The sequence below is a fragment of the Nonomuraea fastidiosa genome, assembly GCF_042751225.1.
GTDB classification, from domain to species: domain Bacteria; phylum Actinomycetota; class Actinomycetes; order Streptosporangiales; family Streptosporangiaceae; genus Nonomuraea; species Nonomuraea fastidiosa.
Window position 1 is genome coordinate 7,694,249 of record NZ_CP170570.1, and the last position, 22,308, is coordinate 7,716,556.

Sequence of the window (22,308 nt, forward strand, 5' to 3'; positions counted from 1 at the left end):
GAGAGGATGAAATTCCAACACTCGTGTTGGCGACAGGCCGACCATAACCCCGCCCCGCCACCAAATGCAACACGCGTGTTGGAATATGATGACCGCCATGGCATGGGACGTCGAAGGCACCAAAAAGCGCATCTACCAAGCGGCACTCACCGAATTCGCCGCCCACGGCCCCGACGGCACCACCATCGACCGCATCGCCAAACGCGCCAAAGTCAACCGCGAACGCGTCTACAACTACTACGGCGACAAAACCGCCCTCTTCTCCACCGTCATCCGCACCGAAGTCGACGCCCTCGCCGCCGCCGTCCCCCTCCACATCACCGGCCCCGACGACATCGGCGACTTCGCCGGCCGCGCCTTCGACTACCAGCGCACCCACCCCGACCTCGCCCGCCTCGTCCTCTGGGAAGGACTCACCGGCAAGGACGCCGTCCCCGACGAACTCACCCGCACCGACCTCTACAAGGCCAAAGCCGCCACCATCGCCGCCGCCCAGCAGGCCGGCCATATCGACGACACCCTCGACCCCGCCCACCTGATGTTCCTCATCATCTCCCTGTCCAGCTACTGGTCGGCCGCACCCCAGATCGCCCGCATGCTCACCGGCCACCACGACGGCGACACAGACGAAGCCGCCCGCCGCCGCGCCGCCGTCGTCCACGCCGCCCGCCGCCTCGCCACCCGCCCCTGACGGCCGGCCAACCGCGCCTAGCCTCCCGTACACCGCGTCCACGCCACCGACGAGAAACCCGACGATCACGCTGCGATCACCGGACCCCCTCACCCGATCACGCGTCCAACGGCCGCCACACAGAACCCGCACCGTCCCGGACGACCCGACCGAAGACCACATCGGCGAAATGCACCCCGAAGCCGATCGTGTCCGGCCGCTCAAGCTCGGCGATCAGCCGGCGACGATGCTCAGCCGACCGCACCCGATCATGGTCGTACACGCAAGACCACTCAGGATGATCGGCCTGCACCGGCGAATGCATGGCATCCCCGAACGCGATCAGCCGCCTCCCACCACCGCTGATGACATACTCCGCATGCCCGGCCGTGTGACCACCGGTGACCCGCACCCGCACACCCGGGAAAACCTCCTCCCCATCGGCCACCGTCCGCACCCGCACCCCCTCAAGCACCCCCTGCGCGGACAGATCAGACCCCGCCCACTCCGGCTCCGCCACCAGATACTCCGCCCGCGCGAACACCGGCCCCACACCACCCTGACCCCAGGCCCAGCCGAAATGATCAACATGCAGGTGCGTGAACGCCACCGCCTCGATCTCCTCCGGCCCACGCCCCAGCGCCCGCAAACCGTCCAGCAACGCACCACCACGCACGGCACCATTCGGCCGCCCCGGCACGGCCGGCAACGACACCGGCCCCCACCCCGCATCGATCAGCAACGCCCGGCCACCGCTCTCCACCAGCAGACCGCCGATGCTCGCCACCAGATACCCCGAACCGTCCACATACTCGGGATGAGCGGCCCAGAACTCCTCCGTCGAGTCCGGCAGCCACGCACGCGGCACCCCCTGAATCACCCCATCAGGAACGAACGACACCCGCGTCTCACCCAGCCACAACGACCGGGCCTCACCCGGCCGCCGCAACCGCTCACCCGAACCAACCGCACCGATCGCCATGCCACACACCCTCCTCGACAAGGCCGCAGATCCACGCACCGCGTCCCAACGCGGCGACCAGCGCCACCGTAAGCATCCAGCGTGAATCAGTCAAGCTTGAAATATCCTGACTTGAAACAGTGAAGCTAGAAAAATGCTGTCTTGAAGCACGTTGCTAGCATGAACGCCATGACCATCTCCCCAGAACCGCAAGCCACCGCCGAACGCGAGCTCTGCGGCCTGGTCAACGGCCTGGCCCAGCAGATCGCCGACCACGTACGCCGGCGCGCCACCACCCTGGGCCTCACCGCCGCCCAGGCCACCGCCCTCCGGGAGATGACCGGCCCCATGACCATGCGAGAGCTGGCGGAACGCATGAGCTGCGAGCCCTCCAACGCCACCTTCATCGTCGACAAGCTGGAAAAGCAGGGCCTCATCGAACGCCGCCCCCACCCCACCGACCGCCGCGCCAAACACCTCGTCCTGACCCCCGAAGGCAACGCCCTGCGCGAGCGCCTCCTCCAGCTCCTCGTCGAGGACTCACCTCTGGCCGCCCTCACCCCCGAGCAGCAACGCACCCTCCACCACCTGCTCGAACAGGCCATCACCCGCCGATAGGCCCGCCCGGCCTTGGTTGTTCGTCGGGGCGTGCGGGCGAAGCCCGCTTCGAAAAAGGGGGAAGAGTAGAGCCTCAGAACCCGGCGCCTTTACGTTGTAGATCAATAAGTGGCAACTACTCGCGTTTGACCAGTCCGGAGTTCATCGCGCTGCGCGACCGGACGCTGCGCGAGGTCCGGCTGCGGCCCGACCCGATGGACCTCGCCCTCCACTACGCCGACGACCTCGCCGACGAGGACCTCCGCGCCGTGATCGGCGACCGGCTGGACGCGCTCAAGGCCCGGCTGACGGCCTGGCGGCACCGGCGCGAGCAGGCCGAGCCGTACCTGCGCGGGCTGGAGCCGATGACGTTCGACCACACCACGGCGCGGCTGAAGGCGGAGATCGCCTGGCACGAGAGCCTGCTGGAGCAGCTACCGAAGCCGCGCGCCACCGGCGATGACCCAGCGAAAGGACCACACGTGAGCCACTCCCCCACCCGACCGTCCTGAAAGGGCCGGACCATGCTGCGCACGCGCCTCTTCGCCTGGCATCGCGAGCTCCAAGACGTCCACCACCGCCTGGAGAAGACCCTGGAGGACGCCCGTAAGGCCATTCGCCGCGGTGAGCGCGCCCAGGCGCTCAAGCCCGAGCTGCGGATCTTCTGCTACACGTTCTGCTCCGCGCTGGGCAGCCACCACCGCAGCGAGGACGACCACTTCTTCCCCGCCCTGCTCCGGCAGGCACCCGAGCTGGCGCCCGCGATCGCCCGCCTGCGCCGCGAGCACGAGGTCCTCGCGCGCCTGCTGGCCGGCTTCCAGCACGCGCTCGACGGTCCGCGCACCTCACCGCGGCGGCTCTTCCAGCAGATCAACGAGGTCAAGGCCACGATGAAGGCCCACTTCGGCTTCGAGGAAGGCTCGCTCACCCGGGCGCTGCACGCCTTCGACGCCCCGGAGAGGGACGCCCGGCGCATGTTCGGCGACGCCTGACAGGCCGGGCTCACGACCCCTGGAAGCCCTCCTGCGGCCGGCTGACCGTGCGGCAGGCCAGGTGCAACGCCAGGCGCTCGTCACGGTGGCGCAGGTCGACGCCCAGCAGCCGCTCCACCCGCTGGATGCGCGCGGCCACCGTGTTGCGATGCACCCCCAGCACCGCCGCCGTCTCCGCGATCGACGACTCGGCGTCCAGGTAGGCCGACAGCGTCCGGATGAGGTCGCCCGGCTGGTCCTGCAACGGCGCGAGCAGCGCGCGGGCGGCGGGTTCGAAGGTGTCGGTACGCGCCCACTCCAGCAGCAGCTGCGCCATCCCGAGCTGGTCCACCTGCAGAAAGAAGCCCGCCTCCGGCCGGGTGGCGGCCAGCCGGGCGGCGTCGGCGGCCTCGGCCACCGTGCTGATCAGGCCGCTGGTGCCCGGATGCGGGCGGCCCACCCCCATGTGCGCGCCGACCGAGCCGTGCAGCGCCCGGTTCGCCGTACGCAGGGTGTCGGCCAGCGCCCGCACCCGGGCGGCGGTGGGCTCCTGCGCGAACGTCGTCCACCCCGTCCAGCCGTCGCCGTGCTCCACGACCACCGCGTCCACGCCCTCGCTGCGCAGCACCCGCACGACCTGCGCCGTCCAGGCGACGGTGTCGAGCGCGGGCGGCGCGCCGATGCGCAGGCCCACGTGCCAGCCGGTCAGCTGCCAGCCCGCATCGGCGGCCCGCCTGCGCAGCTGCGCCGACGGCTCGCCGTCCAGCCTGAGCAGGTCGCCGAGCAGCGCCGTACGCGAGCGCGCGTCCCGTTCCAGCTCAAGCCGGTGGCTGAGCAGCCAGCGCTGCACCGCCGTGGCCGCCACCGACAGCGCCACCGGCACCGCGTCGGCCCGCCCCGCCGCCGTCCCCCGCAGCTCCACCACCAGCCAGAACGACGGCCCCGGCGCTCCCGGCAGCAGCGCCGGATGCGCCAGCAGCACCCCGTCGTCCAGCGGAACGCGCTGCCGCACCACCTCCCGCACCCGCACCGCGCCGGGCTCGCGCACCTCCCCCGCCAGCGGCTGCCCGCGCTCGTCCAGCAGCGCCGCGGGCGCCTCCAGCAGCTCCCCCAGGCGGGCGACGACGTCCTCGGGCGCGAGCGTGCGCTCGTCGAAGGCCCGGTGGGCGGCCAGCACCAGCCTGGCCCGGTCGGTCTCCGGCTCGGCCAGGAAGAGCCGCGCCGCCACCAGCAGATCCAGCACGTCGGCCGACGCACCCAGCAGCGGCAGCCTGAGCCGGTCGGCCAGCCGCAGCGTCCCGTACGCCACCTCCCGCGCGGCCAGCAGCACCGCCGCGCCGCCGGCGTCCACCACGCGGCGCAGCAGCGCGTCCAGCCGCCAGTCCCCTGCCTCGACCGGCCCGGTCACCATGACCACCTCCCCAGCCCCGCCGGAGCCGGGAGGGTAGGCGGCGGGGTCGGAGAGCGGCCGCACGGCCGACACCGGCTCGTCCAGCCCGGCCGCCCCGGCGAGCACGCGCACCGCGCCGCTCCACTCCGGCAGCGCCAGCAGCCTGCGCACGGTGGTCATCGCCCGCCTCCCAGCAGCACGGGGTCGCAGTCGATCCCGTACGCCCGCGGCGCGACCAGCTCGATCCGCCCCGGATCCGTCCAGAACGCCGCGATCGGCACCTGCAGCACGATCACCTCCATGCCCGCCCGCACCGCATCGCCGGAGATCGGCGTCACCGTGCGCCGGTCGAGCACCGCCAGCACATCGGGTGTCGAGGCGACCAGGCGGCCGTCGCGCAGCGCGAGCAGGTACTCGTTCTCCATCTCCAGCCGCAGCAGCGCGCCCGTGGCGTGGTCGGCCACCGTGACGCCGCCGCGCGAGAACCCCGCCCTGCCGTGCCGGCGAGGCCCTGGCCTGCGGGCCACCTCGATCACCCGCCCGAGCGCGAGCACCCGCCCGCCGGTCGCCTCCGCCAGCGGGCCGGGGCCGGGCGACTCGCCGAGCTCCAGCATCCGGCGGCCCAGCCGCAGCGCCGCCGACACCGACCCCGCGACGCTGCAGCAGGCCAGCTCGTGCACCGGCAGCGGGGCCAGTGCCAGCGCCGCCCAGCCGCCCGCGCTCGGCAGGAACGCCCGCACCGTGCGCTCCAGATCGGCGGGGAAGCCGGTGGCCTGTACCAGCACCTGCCCGCCCGGCTCGGCCAGCGCGGCCGGGGTGACCGGCCGGCCGCAGGCGTTCAGCGAGAGCTGGTCGAGCCTGGGCACGCCGCGCCCGGTCAGGTCGGCGTCCACCACCGGCAGGCCCAGGTCCCAGGCCAGCGGCAGCAGGCCGTTCAGCCCGCCGATCTCCAAGGAGGCGACGGCGGCCGCGCGGGTGCCGGTCCAGCGTTCGATGGCGGCCACGGCGGCGGCGAACTCCTGCCCGCCCGGCAGCTTCTCATTGAACACCGGCGTCGCGCCGACGACGCCCACCGGCACGACGTACGCCTGCGGCGGCACCTCATCGAGGGCGTGCACGACGACGTTCGCACCCGCGGCCAGGCGCCGGCGCAGCAGCAGCCCGGCGATGCGGGTGTCCCCGCCGCCGCCGGAGCCGAGCACGGCCACGCCCCGCTCCAGCGCCGGCACGTCCGGCAGCTCGATGCGCATCTTCCCAGCTTGCCGCACCGGCCCCGCCCGCCGCGCCACCGCCCAGGCGGCCACGGCCGCCGCGGAGCCCGCCGTGCCGGCCGCGATCAGCCGACGGCGGCCGGCGCCGGGTTGCGCTCCTCCACCGGGGTGAACGGGTGCGGCAGCCCGAACGCGGCCGGCCCGAACACCGCCAGCGCCTCCGGCGTGCGCATCAGCTCCGGCGTGGAGATGCCGACGACCGTCACGCGCTGCCCGTAGCGCAGGTTCTCCGTGGTGATCGGCTCGGCCAGCTCCGACTCCAGCACGCACACCAGGTCCGGCACCACGCACCGGACCTCGCCGTCCACCACCGCCACCAGGTGCTCGTTCTGGAACGTCAGCTCCAGCTCATGCCGCCCGTCGAACGACACCGCCTTCGCCCGGCCGCGCGCGAAGCCCGCCTCGGTGCGCCGCTCCACGTCCGACACCTTGCCGCGGAACAGCACCCGCAGATGCCCGTACAGGGTGCCGCGCAGCGCCTCGGCCAGCGCGGCCACCGGGTCCGCGCCCACCTCACGCGCCCGCCTGATCGCGCGGCCGATGGACAGGGCCAGCGAGAGCGTGCGCGGCACCGCGGTCCGCTTGACCTCGGCCCCGGTCATCGCGTACTCGGCGATGTGCGCCACGCCGCCCAACCTGACGGTCACCCCGCGCGCCAGCCACTCCATGCGCCGGTTGTCGGAACCGGTGTCGATGATCGTGGTCTCGCCCCGCTCCCCCGCCACCGCCATCGGCGAGCCCGGCACGCCGTACACGCCGAAGGTCTCCATCTGCAGCTCGGGGAAGGCCCGGCCCATGCCGTCGGCGTCCACCACGGGCAGCCCGGTCACCGCCGCCACCACCAGCGGGATCATCGAGTTGATACCGCCGCACTCGATCGGCATGGTGGCGCCGGCCGTGCGGCCGAGATGGCGTTCCAGGGCGCGCAGCGCGGCGACCGGCTCGGTGCCGCGCGGCAGCTTCTCGTGCACGACGGTCGGCGCGCCCATCTGCGCGGTGGGGATGACGAGCGTGTCGTCGTCCAGCTCGCCGGGATCCAGCACGGTGATGGGGCCGTGCTCGCGGATCGCCTGCCGCACCAGCAAGCGCCCCACGTACGGATCCCCGCCGCCGCCCGTGCCCAGCACCGCCGCGCCGCGCGCCAGGTCGGGCAGGTCGTCCTCGGTCAGCAGCCGGCTCATCGGCCCACCCCCACCGGGTCGACGTCGTAGCCGAAGTAGCGCGGCCCGGCCAAAGCCAGCCCTTCCGCGCTGTGCCAGCGCGGATCGCACGGCGCGAGGATCACGCTGACCCGCTGGCCGAAGCGCAGCGCCTCGGTGGTGATCGCCTCGCCGCTCTCCCGGTCGAGCGTGCAGATCAGGTCCGGTACGGTGCCGCGCACCTCGCCGTCCAGCTCGGCCACCAGATACTCGTTCTGGAAGCGCAGCACCAGTTCGCGGCCCGCGTCGCCGTCCATGCCCGCCAGCCGGGCGGTGCCGCGCGCGAACCCGGTGGTGGTGCGCCGCTCGACGTCGGTCACCTTGCCGGTGAACAGCCGCCTTCCGCCCAGCCGCCGCGTAACCGCCTCGACCGGGTCGGCATGCTCGGCGCGGGCCTTGCGCGCCAGCGCGCCCAGCTCGGCGCACAGGCTCAGCGTGCCCGGCACCAGCGACTCGCGCGCCTGCGCGCCGGTCATCGCGTACAGGGCGATCATCGTCGAGCAGCCCATGTCGACGGTGGCCGACCGGGCCAGGCGCTCGGCCCAGTGGTTGTCCACCGCGTCCAAAACGACCTTGTTGCCCTTCTCGTCGGCGATCGACATGGGGGTGGCGCGGGCGCCGTACAGGGTGGGCAGCACCATCTGCAGCTCGGGGAAGGCGCGGCCCATGCCGTCGGCGTCCACCAGCGGCAGGCCGAGCTGCGCGGCGGCCACCACGGGAATGAGCGAGTTGACGCCGCCGGCCTCGGCGCAGGCGATGTGGGTCACCCTTTGGCCGAGGTAGCCCGACAGCGCCTCGACGGCCATGGATACCTGCTCGGCCGAGGGCAGCTTCTCCACCATCACGGTCGGGGCGCCCATCATCGCCACGTGCAGCACCGCCGCGTCGTCCGGCAGCTCCTCCAGGGGGCACAGCTCGACCGGGCCGTGCGCGACCACGGCCGCGGAGGCCAGCAGCCGGCCGATGTGCGGGTCGCCGCCGCCCCCGGTGCCGAGCACGGCGGCGCCGGCGGCGAGGTCGTCGAGGTCGGCGGTGGTGATCGTGCGCGTCATCGCCGCCTCACCGTCCCTTCGCGTCGGTCAGCTGCAGCTCGCCGACGGCCTTGGCTCTGATGCGGGTGGCGTTGCCCGGCAGGTACGGGATCGGCACCTCGTCGAAGTCCACGATCCGCACGCTGGACGGCGAGGCCCCGGCCGCGACCGCCCGGTCCACCGCCTCCTGCTTGGCGGCGTCCACCACCGCGTCGCGGCGGCCGGGCTCCACGGCGTAGACGCGGTCCACCTCGCCGCCGATCTGCGCGATGGCCGCGCCGATGGCGTTGGCGACCGCGTAGTGCTCCGGCCGGTGCACCTCGCCGGAGCCGGCCAGCTCATCGGGCAGCAGCATCGAGCCGCCGCCGACCGCGACCACCGGCAGCGGCTCGGCGGAGGTGCGCATGCGCTCCACCGCGTCGGCCACATCCGAGGCGATGCGCCGCAGCGCGGCCTCGGCCAGCTCCCTGTCCAGATGGGCCACCCGGGCCACATCGCCGATCTCGGCGCGGCCCGCGGCCACCGCGATGTCGGTGGCGGTCAGCGTGTCACCGCCGAACACCAGCGCCCGCGAGGTCAGCTCGTAGCCGACGCTGTCGGGGCCGACCGTGACCGGCCCGTCGTGGCGGACCAGGCTGCCGCCGCCGATGCCGATCGACAGCACGTCCGGCATGCGGAAGTTCGTCCTGATACCCGCCACGGTCACGTCGGTGGTGGCCTCACGCGGGAAGCCGTGCCGCAGCACCCCCACATCGCTGGTGGTGCCACCCACGTCGACCACCGCGCAGGTGTCGAGCCCCGACAGCACGGCCGCGCCGCGCATCGAGTTCGTCGGCCCCGAGGCGAACGTCGCCACCGGATAGCGGCGGGCGAAATCGACGTCCATGAGCGTGCCGTCGTTCTGGCTGAGGTAGAGCGGCGCGGTGATGCCCTCGCCGGTGATCGAGGCGGCCAGGCCGTCCACGATGTGCGCGGCCAGCTCGCGCAGCGCGGCGTTGATGATGGTGGCGTTCTCCCGCTCCAGCAGCCCCACCCGGCCGATCTCGTGCGACAGCGAGATCGCCACGCCCGGCAGCCGCTCAGCGATGATCTCCGCCGCGCGCGCCTCGAACTCGGCGTTGACCGGCGAGAACACCGACGTGATCGCGACGCTGCGCACCCCGGCCTGGCCCATGTCGTCGGCGGCCTTGCGCACCTCGGCCTCGTCCAGCTCGGCGATGTGCCGGCCGTCGAACTCGTGCCCGCCGTGCACCAGGTAACTACGCCCGGAGACGGCGTCGATGAGCCGCTGCGGCCAGTCCACCATCGGCGGCAGCGACGCCCCCGCCGGCAGGCTGAGCCGCAGCGCCGCGGTGGGCGCCAGGCGGCGGGCCTCGACCAGCGCGTTGATGAAGTGCGTGGTGCCGATCATCACGGCTTGCACGTCCGCCGAGTCGAACGCCCGCTGCTCCTGCAGCCCCCGCAGGGCGCTGACGATGCCGGAGGTGACGTCGGCGGTGGTGCCGGTCTTGACGGCGGCCAGCACCTGCCTGCCGTCCAGCAGGACGGCGTCGGTGTTGGTACCGCCCACGTCGATGCCGATGCGCACGAGTTCCCCCACTCCCCTATCAGGTGTCTTTGCTTGATTACGGGCTTGATTACGGGCTTGATCTCGGGGGCTTGATTCCGGGCCGCCCGCCTGTCAGGCGTTCGCCGGCTGGGGCACCGCGTCGGCCGTGCGGTGCGCCCCCACTCCCCGCACCCAGCCCAGCTTCCCGGCCACGACGTACAGCACGAACGCGAGCACCAGCGAGTTGATGCTGCCGAGCCCGACCTCCACGAACCGCCCCACCAGCGCCGAGACCAGCCAGATCGCCAGCGTCGCCGGCACCCAGTCGGGCGCCTGCTCGGGCACCGTGCCGCGCGCCTTGGCCTCCTCCAGATCGCCCCGCCAGCGCCGCACCACGAAGTACTCGGCCACCATGATCCCCGCGATCGGCGGGAAGACCACGCCGAGCAGCGTCAGGAAGTCCACGAACCGGTCGAGGATGCCGGCCGCGGCCAGCACGCTGCCCAGCAGGCCGATGACGGCGGTCGCCGCGCCCCGGTGCACCTTCTTGCCCAGCACGGTGCCGACGAAGTTCACTAGGCCAAGCCCGGAGGAGTACAGGTTCCAATCGTTGATCTTGATGGTGCCGGCGACGATGACCAGGATGCCGACCCAGCCCACCGACGAGGTGACGATGGTGGTGATCTCGCTGCTGCCCACCGCGTGCGCCAGCAGCACACCCGCCATGCCGATCACGTACTCGCCGAGCGTGACGCCCACCAGCGTCTGCTTGACCACGTCGGCCACGCCCCGGTTGAACCGGGTCATGTCCGGGGTGACGATCGCCCCGACGATGAAACCGCCCGCCACCAGCGTGGTGCCCTCCAGCAGGCTCAGCTGCGGCCCCGGCGGCGCCGAGGCCACCAGCGCGCCCACGTCGTGCCGCGACAGCTCGCTGATGATCGACCAGCCGACCAGGATGAGGAACGCCGGCACCGTCACGTACGCGGTCCAGGCCATCGACCCGAACCCCCACAGCACGATCGCGGTCACCACCAGCCCGAACACCAGCGACCACCCCCACTCGGGCAGCACGCCCACCAGGCTCGCCAGGCCCTGCGCCGAGACCGCCGACTGGATGCCGAACCAGCCGATGAGGCTGATCCCGATCGCCAGGCCGATCACCGCTGACCCGGCCCTGCCGAACCCCGTCCAGCGGGCCAGCATCGACGTCGACAACCCCTCGCGCACGCCGATCACGCCCACGAACACCGCGACCACCTCGAGGATGACCGCGCCCAGCGTCAGCGCAAGGAACGCCTGCCAGAACCCCATCCCGAACCCGAGCGTGGCGCCCAGCAGGAACTGGCTGAGCGCCGAGATCTGGCCGAACCGCTGCACGGCCACCGACCACCAGGAGTAGCGGGCGCCGCTGGGCACCCTGGACAGCGCGTAATCGTCGACACCGACGGCCGAGGCCATGCCGACCTCCCTTACCGAGCGAAACCAGTGGTTGGACGCTTACGGTAGAAAGCGGCGGCCACCGTGTCAGTGTGGACACTCCACAGCCGGAAGGCCGCGACTATGCACTGTGCACGGTCGCCGGTTACGCCCGGCTCACAGCGTACGCGCGGCTCCGGTGAGCGCCTCGTCCAGGATGGCCGCGCAGCGGCCGGCCCAGCCGCCGGGCCCGCTCCTCCAGCCGGTCGCGCTCCACCACCCGCAGCACGGTGGTGCCGACGGCGGCCGGCAGCGGGTCGCTGACGTGCGTGGTGGGGAAGAGGAACCCCCGCTCGTGGGCGCGCCGCTCGATCTCGGCGCCGGTCACCACTGGCGGCGCCAGTCCAGCTCGCCCGAGGCGTCGGTGATCGCCGGAATGAACCGGTCGGGCACCGGCAGCGCGAGGTTGCCCGGCGCGGCGGGCCCGTAGCCCTTGCGGCCGGCGCTGCAGGTGGCGTTCGCGGCGGCCTGCGTCATGCCGTGCCAGGAACGCCCGAACGACACGATCTCGTGGCGGCCGGTGACGAGCTTGGCCCGCCGCACCGCCGCCTCGTTCGACTCGGCGCCGGTGGTCGGCAGCAGCACCTTCTCCAGCGGCTCCGGCAGCGTGGCCGCCAGCCGCTCCGCCGGCTCCACCACCGGTGGGCTGAGCATCCCGCTGTGCAGGTGGTCCAGCAGGGCGATCTGCTCGCCCACGGTGGCGACGATCTCGGGGTGGCAGTGGCCGAGGATCGCGCTCATCTGCCCGGAGATGAAGTCGAGCAGCTCGCGGCCGCTCTCGGTGAACACCGACGTGCCGCTCGCGCGGACGATCAGCTCGGGCGAGAACGCGGCGTGGCCCGTACGCGCAGGCATCGACCAGCGCCGGCCCCAAGACGGCTCAGCCCTCCGGATAGAACAGGAACAACGTGCACCCCGTCGCCGACTGCGGCACATGCGACGACCCCGCCGGCGCATGGATGAACGTCCCCGCCGGATAGTCGCGCTCGCCGTCGTTGAACACCCCGGAGACCACAAAGACCTCCTCCGGCCCAGGATCGTGCACGTCGATCCCCTCCCAGCAGGATCCGGGATCCATCTCCAGCACGTACGCACCGGCCCCGCCCTCACCCCGCCACAACGGGCGCAACCGGATACCGGGAAACACCTCACGCACCGGGGCGTCCGCAACGGAAGACCACACGTACCCTGACATGTTCTGCTGCGTCGTCATGCACACCACCCTGACAGCCCGCACCCACCCCGGCCGAGTGTCAGAAAAGACATCATGCGCTACTTTTCCGACATGCAGCGCGTCACCGCACTCGTCCGCCCCGGACAATCCACCTTCGAACTCGCCTGCGCCGCCCACATCTTCGGCATCCACCGCCCCGAACTCCCACCCGCCTACACCTTCGGCGTCTGCACCGAACACCCCGGCCCCATCCCCACCCGCGCCGGCTACGACATCCTCGTCACCGACGGACTCGACGCACTCGATCACGCCGACACGGTGATCATCCCCGGCTGGCTGCCACCCGCCGACCCGCCCTCCCCCGCCGTCACCGACGCCCTCCGCCGCGCCCACGAACGCGGCGCCCGCCTCGTCAGCATCTGCTCCGGCGCCTTCGCCCTCGCCCACGCCGGCCTCCTCGACGGCCGCGAAGCCACCACCCACTGGGCACTCACCGGCGAACTCGCCACCCGCTTCCCCAAAGTCCGCGTCGACCCCGACGTCCTCTACGTCGACCACGGCGACCTCGCCACCAGCGCAGGCGCAGGAGCCGGCATCGACCTGTGCATCCACCTCGTACGCCGCGACCAGGGCGCACGCTACGCCGCCCACATCGCCCGCGCCATGGTCATGCCGCCCCACCGCGAAGGCGGCCAGCTCCAATACACCGCACCACCCCGCCCCGCCCAGATCGACGGCACCCTCGCCCCGCTCCTCGACTGGACCGCCGACCGCCTCGCCGAACCCGTCACCGTCGAGACCATGGCCGCCCACGCCGGCGTCTCCTCACGCACCCTCACCCGCCGCTTCCTCGACCAGCTCGGCACCACCCCAGGACAATGGCTCCTCGCCCAGCGCATCGCCGCCGCCCAAGACCTCCTGGAGACCACCGACCTGCCGCTCGACGCCATCGCCCGCCGCACCGGCCTGTCCTCCGCCACCAACCTCCGCCGCCGCTTCCGCACCGCACTCGGCACCACACCCGGCGCCTACCGCCGCGCCTTCCGCGGCCGGAAAACGAAGGAGCCGGCCCGCAACGGACCGGCTCCTTCCTGAGGACCCGCACGGACGCGCCCCCGGCAACCCACGACAAGGACTCCAAGGCGTGCCACCGCAAGCCCCGGACCGGCCCTTCGAGGGCGCGCCCGCCCAGCCCTCCGTCAGGGAGCCAGCGCCCGCCGCAGCACCGCGCCGATCTCGGCGATCTGCCGCTGCGACACCTCCGCCGACAACAGCGCCTGCGAACCGTGGAACGTCCCCGCCCACTGATGCAGCTCCACCGGCACCCCCGCCTGCAGCATCCGCAGACCGTACTCGATCGCCTCGTCCCTGTTCGGGTCGAACTCCGCCGTCGCGATGTACGCAGCCGGCAGACCCGACAGGTCATCGGCACGGCTCGGCGCCGCATACGGAGTGGCCGGCCGCCCGCCCAGGTAGTGACCCCAGATCTGCGTCACCTTGTCCCGGGTCATCCACGGCGTGTCGGTGAAGTTCACCGCCGACCACGTCTGCTGCCGATCGTCCAGCCCCGGCTGGTTCAGCAGCTGGAACCGGATCGGCGGCCCCTGCTCGTCACGCGCCCGCAGCGACACCGCCGCCGCCAGACCCGCACCCGCGCTGTGACCGCCCACCGCCAGCCGCTGCGGATCGAACCCCAGCTCCGACGCCTGCTCGTGAGCCCACCGCAGCACCGCCCACACATCCTCAAGCGCCGCCGGATACCGATGCTCCGGCGCCAGCCGGTACCCCACCGAGATCACCACCGCGCCCGACGCCTGCACCAGCCGGCCCGCCCACGGGTGCTCCGTCTCCAGATCACCCATGACGAATCCGCCGCCGTGCAGCCACACGATCGCGCCCTGCGCATCACGCGGACGGTAGACACGCACCGGCACGTCCGGATCCGCCGGCACCGTACGATCCTCCACCTCCACGCCCGCCAGATCCGGCGCGGGCACCGAGGTGGCCAGCTTGGCGAAGTTCTCCCGCTGCGCGATCGGATCACTCAGATCCGCACGGGGGAACAACGCGAGAAATGGTTCGAGTTCGGGATCCATGCCCCCATCCTCGCCACCCGGCCCCACCCGATCATCCGCCAACCGTCGCACATCCATCCCGCCACACGCACCGATCGGCGCGCATACGCTGTCAAGCGTGGAGGCACTCGCCGTACGACTGTCGCAACTCGATTCCCAAGCAGGCGGCGCCATCCGCGTCGTCATGTTCTACGACACGCTGATGCGCCGCCGTGTCGACCTGCCCGCCCTCGCCCGCGCCTCGGCCAGCCTCGCTGAATGCGTCGCCGGCATCCGGCTCCACGGCACCGGCCAGCCCATCCGCTACGCCCCCGACGGCCACCCCGCGAACGGCACACTCCACCCGCCGTCCACCAGCAGCCCCATCCTCCTCGACGACGAAGAGATCGGCACCGTCTGGCTCGAACGCCCCGACACCCCACGCACCCTCGACGACCTCCTCCTCGACCGCCTCGCCATCGCCGCCGCGGCCGTCGTCGAACGCTACGGCCCCGCCCGCACCACCATGGCCGACCCCGCCCTCGTCGAACTCGCCATCAGCGCCGACAGCGACGAAGCCGCCAGAGCCCGCGCCCTGCGCCTGCTCGGCTTTCCCCCGACCTGCGCCTCCATGTCGCCGCCGTACACTCACCACTCCCCCTCGACCAGGTCGGCACCTCCATCTGCCCCGCACGCCCGGTCAAAGCCGCACCCCTGGCCGGCGTCGGCGCCATCCTCGCCACCACCCTCGACCCCGCCCGCTTCCCGCCGGGCGTACGCGCCGGACTCAGCACCGCCCCCGGCCCCGGCCGCGCCTGGCGCGAAGCCCGCACCGCACTCCGCTTCACCACCCCACGCCAGCCCATCGTCCGCTACGACGACCTCGGCGTCGTCGCACTCCTCGCCGACGTACCGGAAGACGCCATCCGCGACAACGCCGACGTCACCGCCATCGCCGCACTCGCCGAAACCCCCGACGACCTCGAAACCCTCGACGCCTACTGCACCACCGGCTCACTCCGCCGCGCCGCCGACCTCCTCCACCTCCACCACAGCAGCGTCGCCCGCCGCATCGACCAGCTCGGCAAGACCCTCGGCGTCGACCTCACCCAGCCCGCCGGACTCACCCGCGCCCGCCTCGCACTCAACGCCTGGCGCCTCCTCCACACCTGACGCTCGCACGGGGCGGGCCTTCCGCTGGAGCGGGTTGAGCGCACCCGACCTCGCCTGATGACCGGATCGCCGGCGAACGCTGGCGGCTGCGCACCGAGCCGGCCCGCACCAGCCGCCGGTTGTCTGCGACGGCCGCTCCGCACGCGGCCACCCGGCCCGAAGATGAGCAGGTCCATCGGGTGCCGAGCCTGCCGAGACGCACGACCGACGCGACGTCGTGGACGCGATCAGGGGTCTGGTCGGCAACGGATGCACTCAGTGTTGCGGGCCCCGGCAAAGCCCCCGTGACCGGTGGCCTCCGTCCGCCTCGGCGAGGCCACCGCTCGCGAACCTTCACCCGGATGCGCTCTGGCCTCTGGCCTCGTGGTAGCGTGCCCAGCCTTCATCGAGAAGCCGGAACCCCGCATCGATGGTTGCTTCCGGATCTGCCGCGTTGATGGCGCTGAGCTGGATCTGCAGGGCGAAACGGACATAGAACCGGATCTCGTCGTTCGGCTCCGCGAGCCCGAGCTCCTTGGCGATCGCGGCAGCGAGGGCGCCCTCATGGCGGAACCACATCTTCTCCGCGTAATCGATCAGGGCCGGTGTCTCTTCCATGAGGGTGAGGATCTGGCGTTGGGGCCCGGACCTCATCGCGGCGATCTCGGAGAGGTAGTGCGCCTTCAGCGCGTCGGAGATCGTCGTCCCCGGCGGCCGGCCGCTGACCGCGGCCACGAGGCGCTCATGCCGTTCGTCCTCGTCGCTGAAGACAAGCGCCTCCTTCTGCGGGAAATGCGTGAAGACCGTCTTGGGTGAGACATCCGCCTTGTCGGCGATCTCGCGAACGCTGACCCCGTCGAAGCCGCGCTCGAGAAACAGCGCCGTTGCCGCGTCCAGGATCGCCGCCCGCGTCGCCGCCTTCTTGCGTTCCCGCCGTCCCATGGCCGTTCCGTCAACCATGACCAGATCCTACTAGTGCCGAACTACAACTACATTGACAGTAAAAGTAGTCTCGGTGTAGTAAGTGTGCGAGTGAAGTTATCGGATGGCTCGGATCCCCCTGCTGCGTCGACTCGGCACGAACCCGCCCCGACCCCGGCGCACAGCGCCGGCACCGAAAGGACCATGACCATGGCCGGCGACATCAACCCGTTCTCGAACCTCGCACGAAACGACCCCGCGAACGGCACAAAACTTGAAGTGCTCACCCCCCACGCGCACCGGCCTCGGGAGCACCGAACCGCGGGAGCCTTGCTCATCGCGGGGCCGACGATCTTCTTACTCGCCGAGTTCATCGCCGCCGCGGCATGGACCGACCCGCCCTACAGCTACACCTACCACTTCATCAGCAACCTCGGAGTCCACGGGCCCTCGACACTGTTCGGGCAGTACATGTACTCACCGCTGGCATGGGTGATGAACACCGGCTTCTTCCTGTTCGGGATCACGATTCTGGCCGGCGCGGCCGTGCTGCGCGGTCTACGCGGCCGGCACCGCTGGGCAGCGCTTGCCCCCGCGACGCTGCTGGCCACCGGCGGCGTCCTGCTCGGCCTGTTCCCCGGATCCGGCGAGGCGATGAACGACGGCACCGGCGACTTCCACGCCTTGGGCGCCCTGGCAGGCTTCGTCGGCGGCAACGTCCTGGCCATCGCGCTCGGGAGCATGCACCAACGCGTCGGGCTCTCCCCGAAACTCGGGCGGACGCTGGTCACCGCCGGCGCGATCGGCCTGGTCTCGATGGTGGCCTACTTCGCCGACCTCATCTCCGGGGCCAACATCCTCGTCGGCCTCATCGAACGCGGCGCCGTCCATCCGTTCCTGCTCGGCCTCATCTGCGCGGGAGCCGCCCTCTGGCATGGGTACAGCCGCCACTCAGCGGCCGGCTGAGCTGCGTCGCTCACCGCCCGCGACCAGCACGATCACGACACCACAAGATCACACAGGCGATCCACAACACCCGCTTACGACACCGACGAGCCAGGATTGACCGCCAGCACGCACGCCACCGGCGGATCCAGCTCAAGCGTCTCGACCCGGAACCCCGCGAATCCCGCCCGCTCCAGCAGGTCCCGCAGCTCCCTCGCCGCACGCACGGTCGTCTCCCGGCTCGCGCCCGGACAGCGCGGCTGGCTCACCAGCGCGATCCGCCCGCCAGGCCGCAACAACCCACGCAGCTCACGCAACCGATCCACCGGCTCAGGCCAGAACCCCACGCTGTTCACCGCGAGGATCACATCCAGCGGACCCCCGAAATCCGGCAACCGCTCCACTGACGCCGCCACGAGACGGACCCGCCCCGCACGCACCGCCGCCGCGTTCCGCCACGCCGCCATCCGCACCATCGTCGCCGAGTGATCCACCCCGAACACCCGCCCCCGAACCGCGCGCCGCGCCAACTCCGCGATCGCCACCCCCGGCCCGAACCCGACCTCCAGCACCCGATCCGCCGGCCGCACCTCCAGCAGCGACACCGCCCACCGGTTCCGCTTCCTGTTGGACGGCCGGTACGCGAACAGCGCCCCTTCCAGCCACCCGAACGCCCCACGCGGCCGATGCGCCTGACTCACCAGCGCCGCGACCACCCGATCCTGCAGAGAACCCTTCGTCATCCTCATGAGCCGCAGTCAACGACTTCACGTACGCTTGAAGTCAAATGGCCGAGCACCTGACGATCGGCGAGCTGGCGCGCCGCACCGGCGTCGCCACCTCAGCGCTGCGCTACTGGGAAGACCTCGGCGTGCTCCCCGCCCCCACCCGCGTCTCCGGCCGGCGCCGCTACCCGCCGTCCACCGTCGAGCTGGTCGGCCTCGTCCTGCTGCTGCGCGGCGTCGGTTTCACGCTCCGCGAGATCGCCACCTTCCTCGCCGCCCGCACCTCCGACGGCACCGGCTGGCGCGAGCTCTACCAGCGCAAGCTCGCCGAGCTCGACCACCGCATCGCCCAGGCCCAGGCCGCCCGCACCGCCATCGCCCACGGCCTGGCCTGCTCCCACGACGACATCACCGGCTGCCCCCGCTTCACCAGCGGCATCGCGGCCCTCCTCGAAGGCGCCTCACTCGAAGAGGCCCACGAGCGCGCCCACTCCGCCTGACCACCGGCCCCCGGCTCACCGCCTCGCTCCGGCCGCCTCGCTCCAGCCGCCTCGCTCCAGCCGCCTCCTGCCGGCTCCGCCTCCTTCAGCCTGCTCCGGCCGGCTCCAGCCTCCTCCGGCCGGCTCCAGCTGACTCCGGCCGCACCGGTCGACCTGCCCGCACCGGTCGGCTCGCTCGCACCGGTCGGCTCGCTCGCACCGGTCGGCTCGCTCGCACCGGTCGGCTCGCTCGCACCGGTCGGCTCGCTCGCACCGGTCGGCTCGCTCGCACCGCTCGGCTCGGCGCCGCACCGCTTCGCGCCGGCCACTCCCACCGGCCGCTCCCACGGGCCGGCCACCGCCTGGTGCCGAGCCCCTCCCCTGAGAGCCGCCCGTCCGCCGGAGCGGAAAGGATCGTGCAGGTCGGAAGCCCCTACCCTTCGGTGCAGTGTTCTTGTCCGGTGGTCAGGGGGTGCATAAACAACCCGACGCCTTTACATTGTAGATTCGTTAGTACGGGTCCTCGCCGGGCAGATGCCTGCGCATGGACAGCGAACGGGGAACGACCGAGCCCGTCATCGTCGTCGGCGCCGGGATGGCCGGGCTCGCCTGCGCCGTACACCTGCACGAGGCGGGCGTACCGGTACGGGTGCTGGAGGCGTCCGACGGAGTCGGCGGACGGGTGCGTACGGACGTCAAGGACGGCTTCCGCCTGGACCGCGGCTACCAGGTGTTCATCAGCTCCTACCCCGAGGCCCGCCGCGTGCTCGACATCAAAGCGCTGGACCTGCGGGCGTTCTCCTCCGGCGTGATCGTGCGAGGTCACAGGGCGAGCGCCAGGGTCATGCTGCCGTGGCGGCACCCCATGCACGCGTTCAGCGCGCTGATGGCGGGAGTGGGCACGCTCAAGGACAAGGCCGTGCTGTCCGCCGTCACCGCCCGCGACCTGGCCATGCCCGGCAAGGTGCTGCGCGACGCGCGCGAGCGGCGTACCGACGAGGAGCTGCGCGCCTGGGGCATGTCGCCGAAGATGATCGACTGCCTGATGCGCCCCTTCCTCGCGGGCGTGCTGCTCGAACGCGAGCTTGAGACGTCCAGCCGGGTCTTCCACCTGTTGTGGCGGTCGTTCGCGCGCGGCACCATCGGCCTGCCCGCACTCGGCATGGGCGAGATCCCGCGCCGGCTCGCCGACCGGCTGCCACCCGGCACGATCACGCTCGGAGCGCAGGTCGTCGAGGTGTCGGACAGCTGGGTACGGCTCGCGGACGGCACCACGATCAGCGGCTCCGCCGTGGTCGTGGCCGCGGACCCGCAGGCGGCAGGGCGACTGCTCGACGAGATCGAGGTGCCGCCGATGCGGTCGGTGACGACGTTCTACCACGCCGCTCCCCGCTCCCCCATGGGCGAGCCGACCCAGATCGTGGACGCCACCGGCATCATCACCGACACCCTGGTCGTCACCGACGCGGCCCCGGAGTACTCGATGGACGGGCGCGCTCTCGTGTCCACCTCCGTGCTGGGCCTGGACGCCGACGAGCCTGTCGTGCGGCGGCGGCTCGCCGAGATCTACGGCAGTACGGACGGCTGGGAGCACGTGGCCACGTACCGGATCCCGGCGGCGCTGCCCGCGATGCCGCCGCCCTATCCGCTGCGCAAGCCGGTACGCCTGCGCGACGGCCTGTACGTGTGCGGCGACCACCGCGACACCGGTTCACTCCAGGGCGCCCTGGTGTCCGGACGGCGAGCGGCGGACGCGGTCCTGGCCGACCTGCCCGCACGTACGCGGTCCCGCCGTCCGGCCGCACGTGCCTGAGCCGCATGACCGCTCCCCCCGCCGCGATGTAAGTTTCATCGGCCTGCGCCGAGCCGATCCGCATCGCGGCTGGTCAGCGGGCAGAGCCCGCGCGGGCCCGTTCCGCTTGATCGCGACCCTGGTAACGGCACCCGATGACCTTGTACGGTCCGTCAGGGCACGTCGGAGCGCGCGACCCGCCAGGCTGCCGCCATGATCGCGCGCCGTGCGGCGACGTCGCGGGCCCCGCACGCGCCCGGTCCCGGGGGAACCACCGGCTCCCCACGACAGCACCGCCTCAGGAGCCCGCATGCCAGGAAAACGCTGGGCGGCATCCGCGCTGCTCGCCCTGTCCCTCACCGCCGCCGGCGCCCCGCCGGCGACCGCCGCCTCCTCGGCCCCGGAGCGCCCGGCCTCGGCCGCCGCCGCCACGGTGCCGCTCGAGGAGATCAACACCGTCACCGAGCAGGTCGCCTTCGGCTTATACCGTCCCACCGCCCTGGTCGCGCCGGACGACGGCACCGGCCGGCTGTTCATCACCGAGAAGCGCGGCACCGTACGCGTCTACCATCCCGACACCGGCCTCGACGCCACCCCGATCATCGACATCACCTCATCGGTTGACGAGTCGGGCAACGAGCGCGGCCTGCTCGGCATCGCGCTCTCCCCCGACTTCGCCGACAGCCACGAGCTGTACCTGGCCTACACGGCGCTGCCGGACGGCGCGGTCACCCTCGCCAGGTACGACATGGACGACGCCACCCTCGACCCCCTCCTGGCCCAGGAGCACGCCGAGAACACCAATCACAACGGCGGCAACATCACGTTCGGCACCGACGGCATGCTCTACATGAGCATCGGCGACGGCGGCGGCTCGGGCGACCCGTTCGACAGCGGCCAGCGCCTGGACACGCTGCTCGGCAAGATCCTGCGCATCGACGTCAGCCGGACCTGCGGCGACCTGCCCTACTGCGTGCCGGAGGACAACCCGTTCACCGGCGTGCCGGGCGCGCGCGGCGAGATCTGGATGTACGGCGGCCGCAACCCGTGGCGCTTCTCGGTGGACCGGGCGGACGGCTCGCTGTGGATCGCCGACGTCGGCCAGGGCCGCTGGGAGGAGATCAACCACATCAAGCCGGGCGCGCAGGCCGGGGCGAACCTGGGCTGGTCCTGCTACGAGGGCCTGGAGGTGTTCGACGAGACGCAGTGCCGCGACGACGTCACGTACACCAAGCCGATCTTCACGTACTCGCCGTACACCGGCGGCTGCGCGGTCATCGGCGGCCAGGTGTACCGCGGCCGGCAGTACGCCGACCTGGTGGGCGGCACCTATATCGCCACCGACTACTGCTCGTCCACGGTGTGGGCGCTGCGCGAGGACGGCTCGGGCGGCTACGACCAGGCCGAGATCGGCCAGACGCCCACGCAGGTGACCGCGTTCGGCGCGACGCCGGAGGGCGAGCTGTACGTGGTCAACGACCTGCCCGGCGGCCTGCACCGCGTCTCGTTCGAGCGCGCGAAGCCGACCTGCCACGTCGAGTACACCAAGCGGGCGTGGGGCACCGGCATGTCCGTGGACCTCACGATCACCAACACCGGCGACACGCCGATCGACGGCTGGACACTGCGCTTCCCGCTCCCGCAGGGCCAGACGATCGTCTCCGACTGGAACACCGACCTCACCCAGGGAGGCGACATGGTGACCGCGGCGAACGCCGGTCACAACGCCCTCATCGAGCCGGGCGAGAGCGTCACCATGGGTTACCTCGTCAGCCACACGGGTGACACCTCGCTGCCCGCCCGGATCTCGCTCAACCGCGACGCCTGCTCCGTCACCCGCTGAGCGGCGGGGTTCCAGGACGCCGGAGATGCGGCGCGAGCCGCGTACGGCTAAGGTTCTTGATCACATGCCGGGTGTGCCGGCGGGGTCGCTCCCCCGCCGGTCCGC

General features: G+C 72.1%; 24 protein-coding genes. 10 read left to right on the forward strand and 14 right to left on the reverse strand.

Annotation, left to right across the window (positions count from 1 at the left end):
• Nucleotides 1-97 precede the first annotated feature (97 nt).
• A complete protein-coding gene (locus tag ACFMQL_RS35385) occupies nt 98-691 on the forward strand; it encodes a TetR family transcriptional regulator (RefSeq protein WP_364050662.1) in 594 nt (197 codons plus the stop codon).
• Between the two features lie 97 nt (nt 692-788).
• On the opposite strand, the gene ACFMQL_RS35390 is transcribed toward ACFMQL_RS35385, so the two are convergent.
• Nucleotides 789-1,652, reverse strand: a complete 864-nt coding sequence (locus ACFMQL_RS35390) for an MBL fold metallo-hydrolase (protein ID WP_378789148.1) — start codon at nt 1,650-1,652, stop codon at nt 789-791.
• Between the two features lie 168 nt (nt 1,653-1,820).
• Here ACFMQL_RS35390 and ACFMQL_RS35395 point away from each other — a divergent pair, with 168 nt between their 5' ends.
• From ACFMQL_RS35395 to ACFMQL_RS35405, 3 genes are all read left to right on the forward strand, one after another.
• Nucleotides 1,821-2,249: a MarR family transcriptional regulator gene (locus ACFMQL_RS35395; protein WP_364050656.1), complete on the forward strand. Its 429-nt coding sequence runs from the start codon at nt 1,821-1,823 to the stop codon at nt 2,247-2,249.
• 125 nt (nt 2,250-2,374) lie between these two features.
• Nucleotides 2,375-2,740, forward strand: a complete 366-nt coding sequence (locus ACFMQL_RS35400; RefSeq protein ID WP_378789150.1) for a hypothetical protein — start codon at nt 2,375-2,377, stop codon at nt 2,738-2,740.
• A 12-nt stretch (nt 2,741-2,752) separates the two neighbouring features.
• Entirely contained in the window at nt 2,753-3,220 is a 468-nt protein-coding gene (locus tag ACFMQL_RS35405) for a hemerythrin domain-containing protein (protein WP_378789152.1), read from the forward strand.
• Between the two features lie 10 nt (nt 3,221-3,230).
• Here the strand turns inward: ACFMQL_RS35405 and ACFMQL_RS35410 are convergent, their stop codons facing one another.
• The 9 genes from ACFMQL_RS35410 to ACFMQL_RS35450 form a co-directional block, all read right to left on the reverse strand.
• Entirely contained in the window at nt 3,231-4,769 is a 1,539-nt protein-coding gene (locus ACFMQL_RS35410; protein ID WP_364050651.1) for a helix-turn-helix domain-containing protein, read from the reverse strand.
• A complete protein-coding gene (locus ACFMQL_RS35415) occupies nt 4,766-5,839 on the reverse strand; it encodes a DUF917 domain-containing protein (protein WP_364050649.1) in 1,074 nt (357 codons plus the stop codon). The genes ACFMQL_RS35410 and ACFMQL_RS35415 overlap by 4 nt, the downstream gene beginning before the upstream one ends.
• An 86-nt stretch (nt 5,840-5,925) precedes the next feature.
• The gene (locus ACFMQL_RS35420; RefSeq protein ID WP_364050647.1) at nt 5,926-7,041 is read right to left on the reverse strand and encodes a DUF917 domain-containing protein; all 1,116 of its coding nucleotides are present in this window, start codon (nt 7,039-7,041) and stop codon (nt 5,926-5,928) included.
• Nucleotides 7,038-8,111 (reverse strand): DUF917 domain-containing protein, encoded by a 1,074-nt coding sequence (locus ACFMQL_RS35425; RefSeq protein WP_364050645.1) that lies wholly within the window; start codon nt 8,109-8,111, stop codon nt 7,038-7,040. Before ACFMQL_RS35425 ends, ACFMQL_RS35420 begins: the two co-directional genes overlap by 4 nt.
• 7 nt (nt 8,112-8,118) lie before the next feature.
• Nucleotides 8,119-9,678 carry a hydantoinase/oxoprolinase N-terminal domain-containing protein gene (locus ACFMQL_RS35430; protein WP_378790246.1) on the reverse strand — a complete coding sequence of 520 codons (1,560 nt, stop codon included), beginning with the start codon at nt 9,676-9,678 and terminating at the stop codon, nt 8,119-8,121.
• Nucleotides 9,679-9,771: 93 nt separating this feature from the next.
• Nucleotides 9,772-11,100, reverse strand: coding sequence for a cytosine permease (locus ACFMQL_RS35435; RefSeq protein WP_364050643.1), 1,329 nt, complete (start codon nt 11,098-11,100; stop codon nt 9,772-9,774).
• Nucleotides 11,101-11,224: 124 nt separating this feature from the next.
• On the reverse strand, nt 11,225-11,446 hold the full coding sequence (locus tag ACFMQL_RS35440; protein ID WP_378789155.1) for a hypothetical protein: 222 nt from the start codon (nt 11,444-11,446) through the stop codon (nt 11,225-11,227).
• Entirely contained in the window at nt 11,443-11,973 is a 531-nt protein-coding gene (locus ACFMQL_RS35445) for an aminotransferase class III-fold pyridoxal phosphate-dependent enzyme (protein ID WP_378789157.1), read from the reverse strand. Before ACFMQL_RS35445 ends, ACFMQL_RS35440 begins: the two co-directional genes overlap by 4 nt.
• A gap of 25 nt (nt 11,974-11,998) precedes the next feature.
• Nucleotides 11,999-12,331: a cupin domain-containing protein gene (locus ACFMQL_RS35450; RefSeq protein ID WP_364050640.1), complete on the reverse strand. Its 333-nt coding sequence runs from the start codon at nt 12,329-12,331 to the stop codon at nt 11,999-12,001.
• Between the two features lie 54 nt (nt 12,332-12,385).
• Here ACFMQL_RS35450 and ACFMQL_RS35455 point away from each other — a divergent pair, with 54 nt between their 5' ends.
• On the forward strand, nt 12,386-13,387 hold the full coding sequence (locus ACFMQL_RS35455) for a GlxA family transcriptional regulator (RefSeq protein WP_378789159.1): 1,002 nt from the start codon (nt 12,386-12,388) through the stop codon (nt 13,385-13,387).
• A 104-nt stretch (nt 13,388-13,491) separates the two neighbouring features.
• On the opposite strand, the gene ACFMQL_RS35460 is transcribed toward ACFMQL_RS35455, so the two are convergent.
• Nucleotides 13,492-14,388: an alpha/beta hydrolase gene (locus ACFMQL_RS35460; RefSeq protein ID WP_364050634.1), complete on the reverse strand. Its 897-nt coding sequence runs from the start codon at nt 14,386-14,388 to the stop codon at nt 13,492-13,494.
• Between the two features lie 91 nt (nt 14,389-14,479).
• The gene (locus ACFMQL_RS35465) at nt 14,480-14,998 is read right to left on the reverse strand and encodes a hypothetical protein (RefSeq protein ID WP_378790291.1); all 519 of its coding nucleotides are present in this window, start codon (nt 14,996-14,998) and stop codon (nt 14,480-14,482) included.
• A gap of 299 nt (nt 14,999-15,297) precedes the next feature.
• Between ACFMQL_RS35465 and ACFMQL_RS35470 the strand changes: the two genes are divergently transcribed.
• Complete coding sequence (locus tag ACFMQL_RS35470) at nt 15,298-15,519, forward strand: helix-turn-helix domain-containing protein (RefSeq protein WP_378790247.1); 222 nt, start codon at nt 15,298-15,300, stop codon at nt 15,517-15,519.
• Nucleotides 15,520-15,852: 333 nt separating this feature from the next.
• Here ACFMQL_RS35470 and ACFMQL_RS35475 read toward each other — a convergent pair whose 3' ends face one another.
• Entirely contained in the window at nt 15,853-16,458 is a 606-nt protein-coding gene (locus ACFMQL_RS35475) for a helix-turn-helix domain-containing protein (protein ID WP_364050628.1), read from the reverse strand.
• Nucleotides 16,459-16,629: 171 nt separating this feature from the next.
• Here ACFMQL_RS35475 and ACFMQL_RS35480 point away from each other — a divergent pair, with 171 nt between their 5' ends.
• Entirely contained in the window at nt 16,630-17,385 is a 756-nt protein-coding gene (locus tag ACFMQL_RS35480; protein ID WP_378789162.1) for a DUF998 domain-containing protein, read from the forward strand.
• A 74-nt stretch (nt 17,386-17,459) separates the two neighbouring features.
• On the opposite strand, the gene ACFMQL_RS35485 is transcribed toward ACFMQL_RS35480, so the two are convergent.
• Nucleotides 17,460-18,113: a class I SAM-dependent methyltransferase gene (locus ACFMQL_RS35485; RefSeq protein WP_378789163.1), complete on the reverse strand. Its 654-nt coding sequence runs from the start codon at nt 18,111-18,113 to the stop codon at nt 17,460-17,462.
• Nucleotides 18,114-18,151: 38 nt separating this feature from the next.
• On the opposite strand from ACFMQL_RS35485, the gene ACFMQL_RS35490 reads away from it, so the two are divergent.
• The 3 genes from ACFMQL_RS35490 (at nt 18,152) to ACFMQL_RS35500 (ending at nt 22,203) form a co-directional block, all read left to right on the forward strand.
• Nucleotides 18,152-18,589, forward strand: a complete 438-nt coding sequence (locus ACFMQL_RS35490; RefSeq protein ID WP_364050619.1) for a MerR family transcriptional regulator — start codon at nt 18,152-18,154, stop codon at nt 18,587-18,589.
• A gap of 523 nt (nt 18,590-19,112) precedes the next feature.
• Nucleotides 19,113-20,381, forward strand: a complete 1,269-nt coding sequence (locus tag ACFMQL_RS35495) for an NAD(P)/FAD-dependent oxidoreductase (RefSeq protein ID WP_378789165.1) — start codon at nt 19,113-19,115, stop codon at nt 20,379-20,381.
• Between the two features lie 289 nt (nt 20,382-20,670).
• Nucleotides 20,671-22,203: a PQQ-dependent sugar dehydrogenase gene (locus ACFMQL_RS35500; protein ID WP_378789167.1), complete on the forward strand. Its 1,533-nt coding sequence runs from the start codon at nt 20,671-20,673 to the stop codon at nt 22,201-22,203.
• Nucleotides 22,204-22,308: the final 105 nt, after the last annotated feature.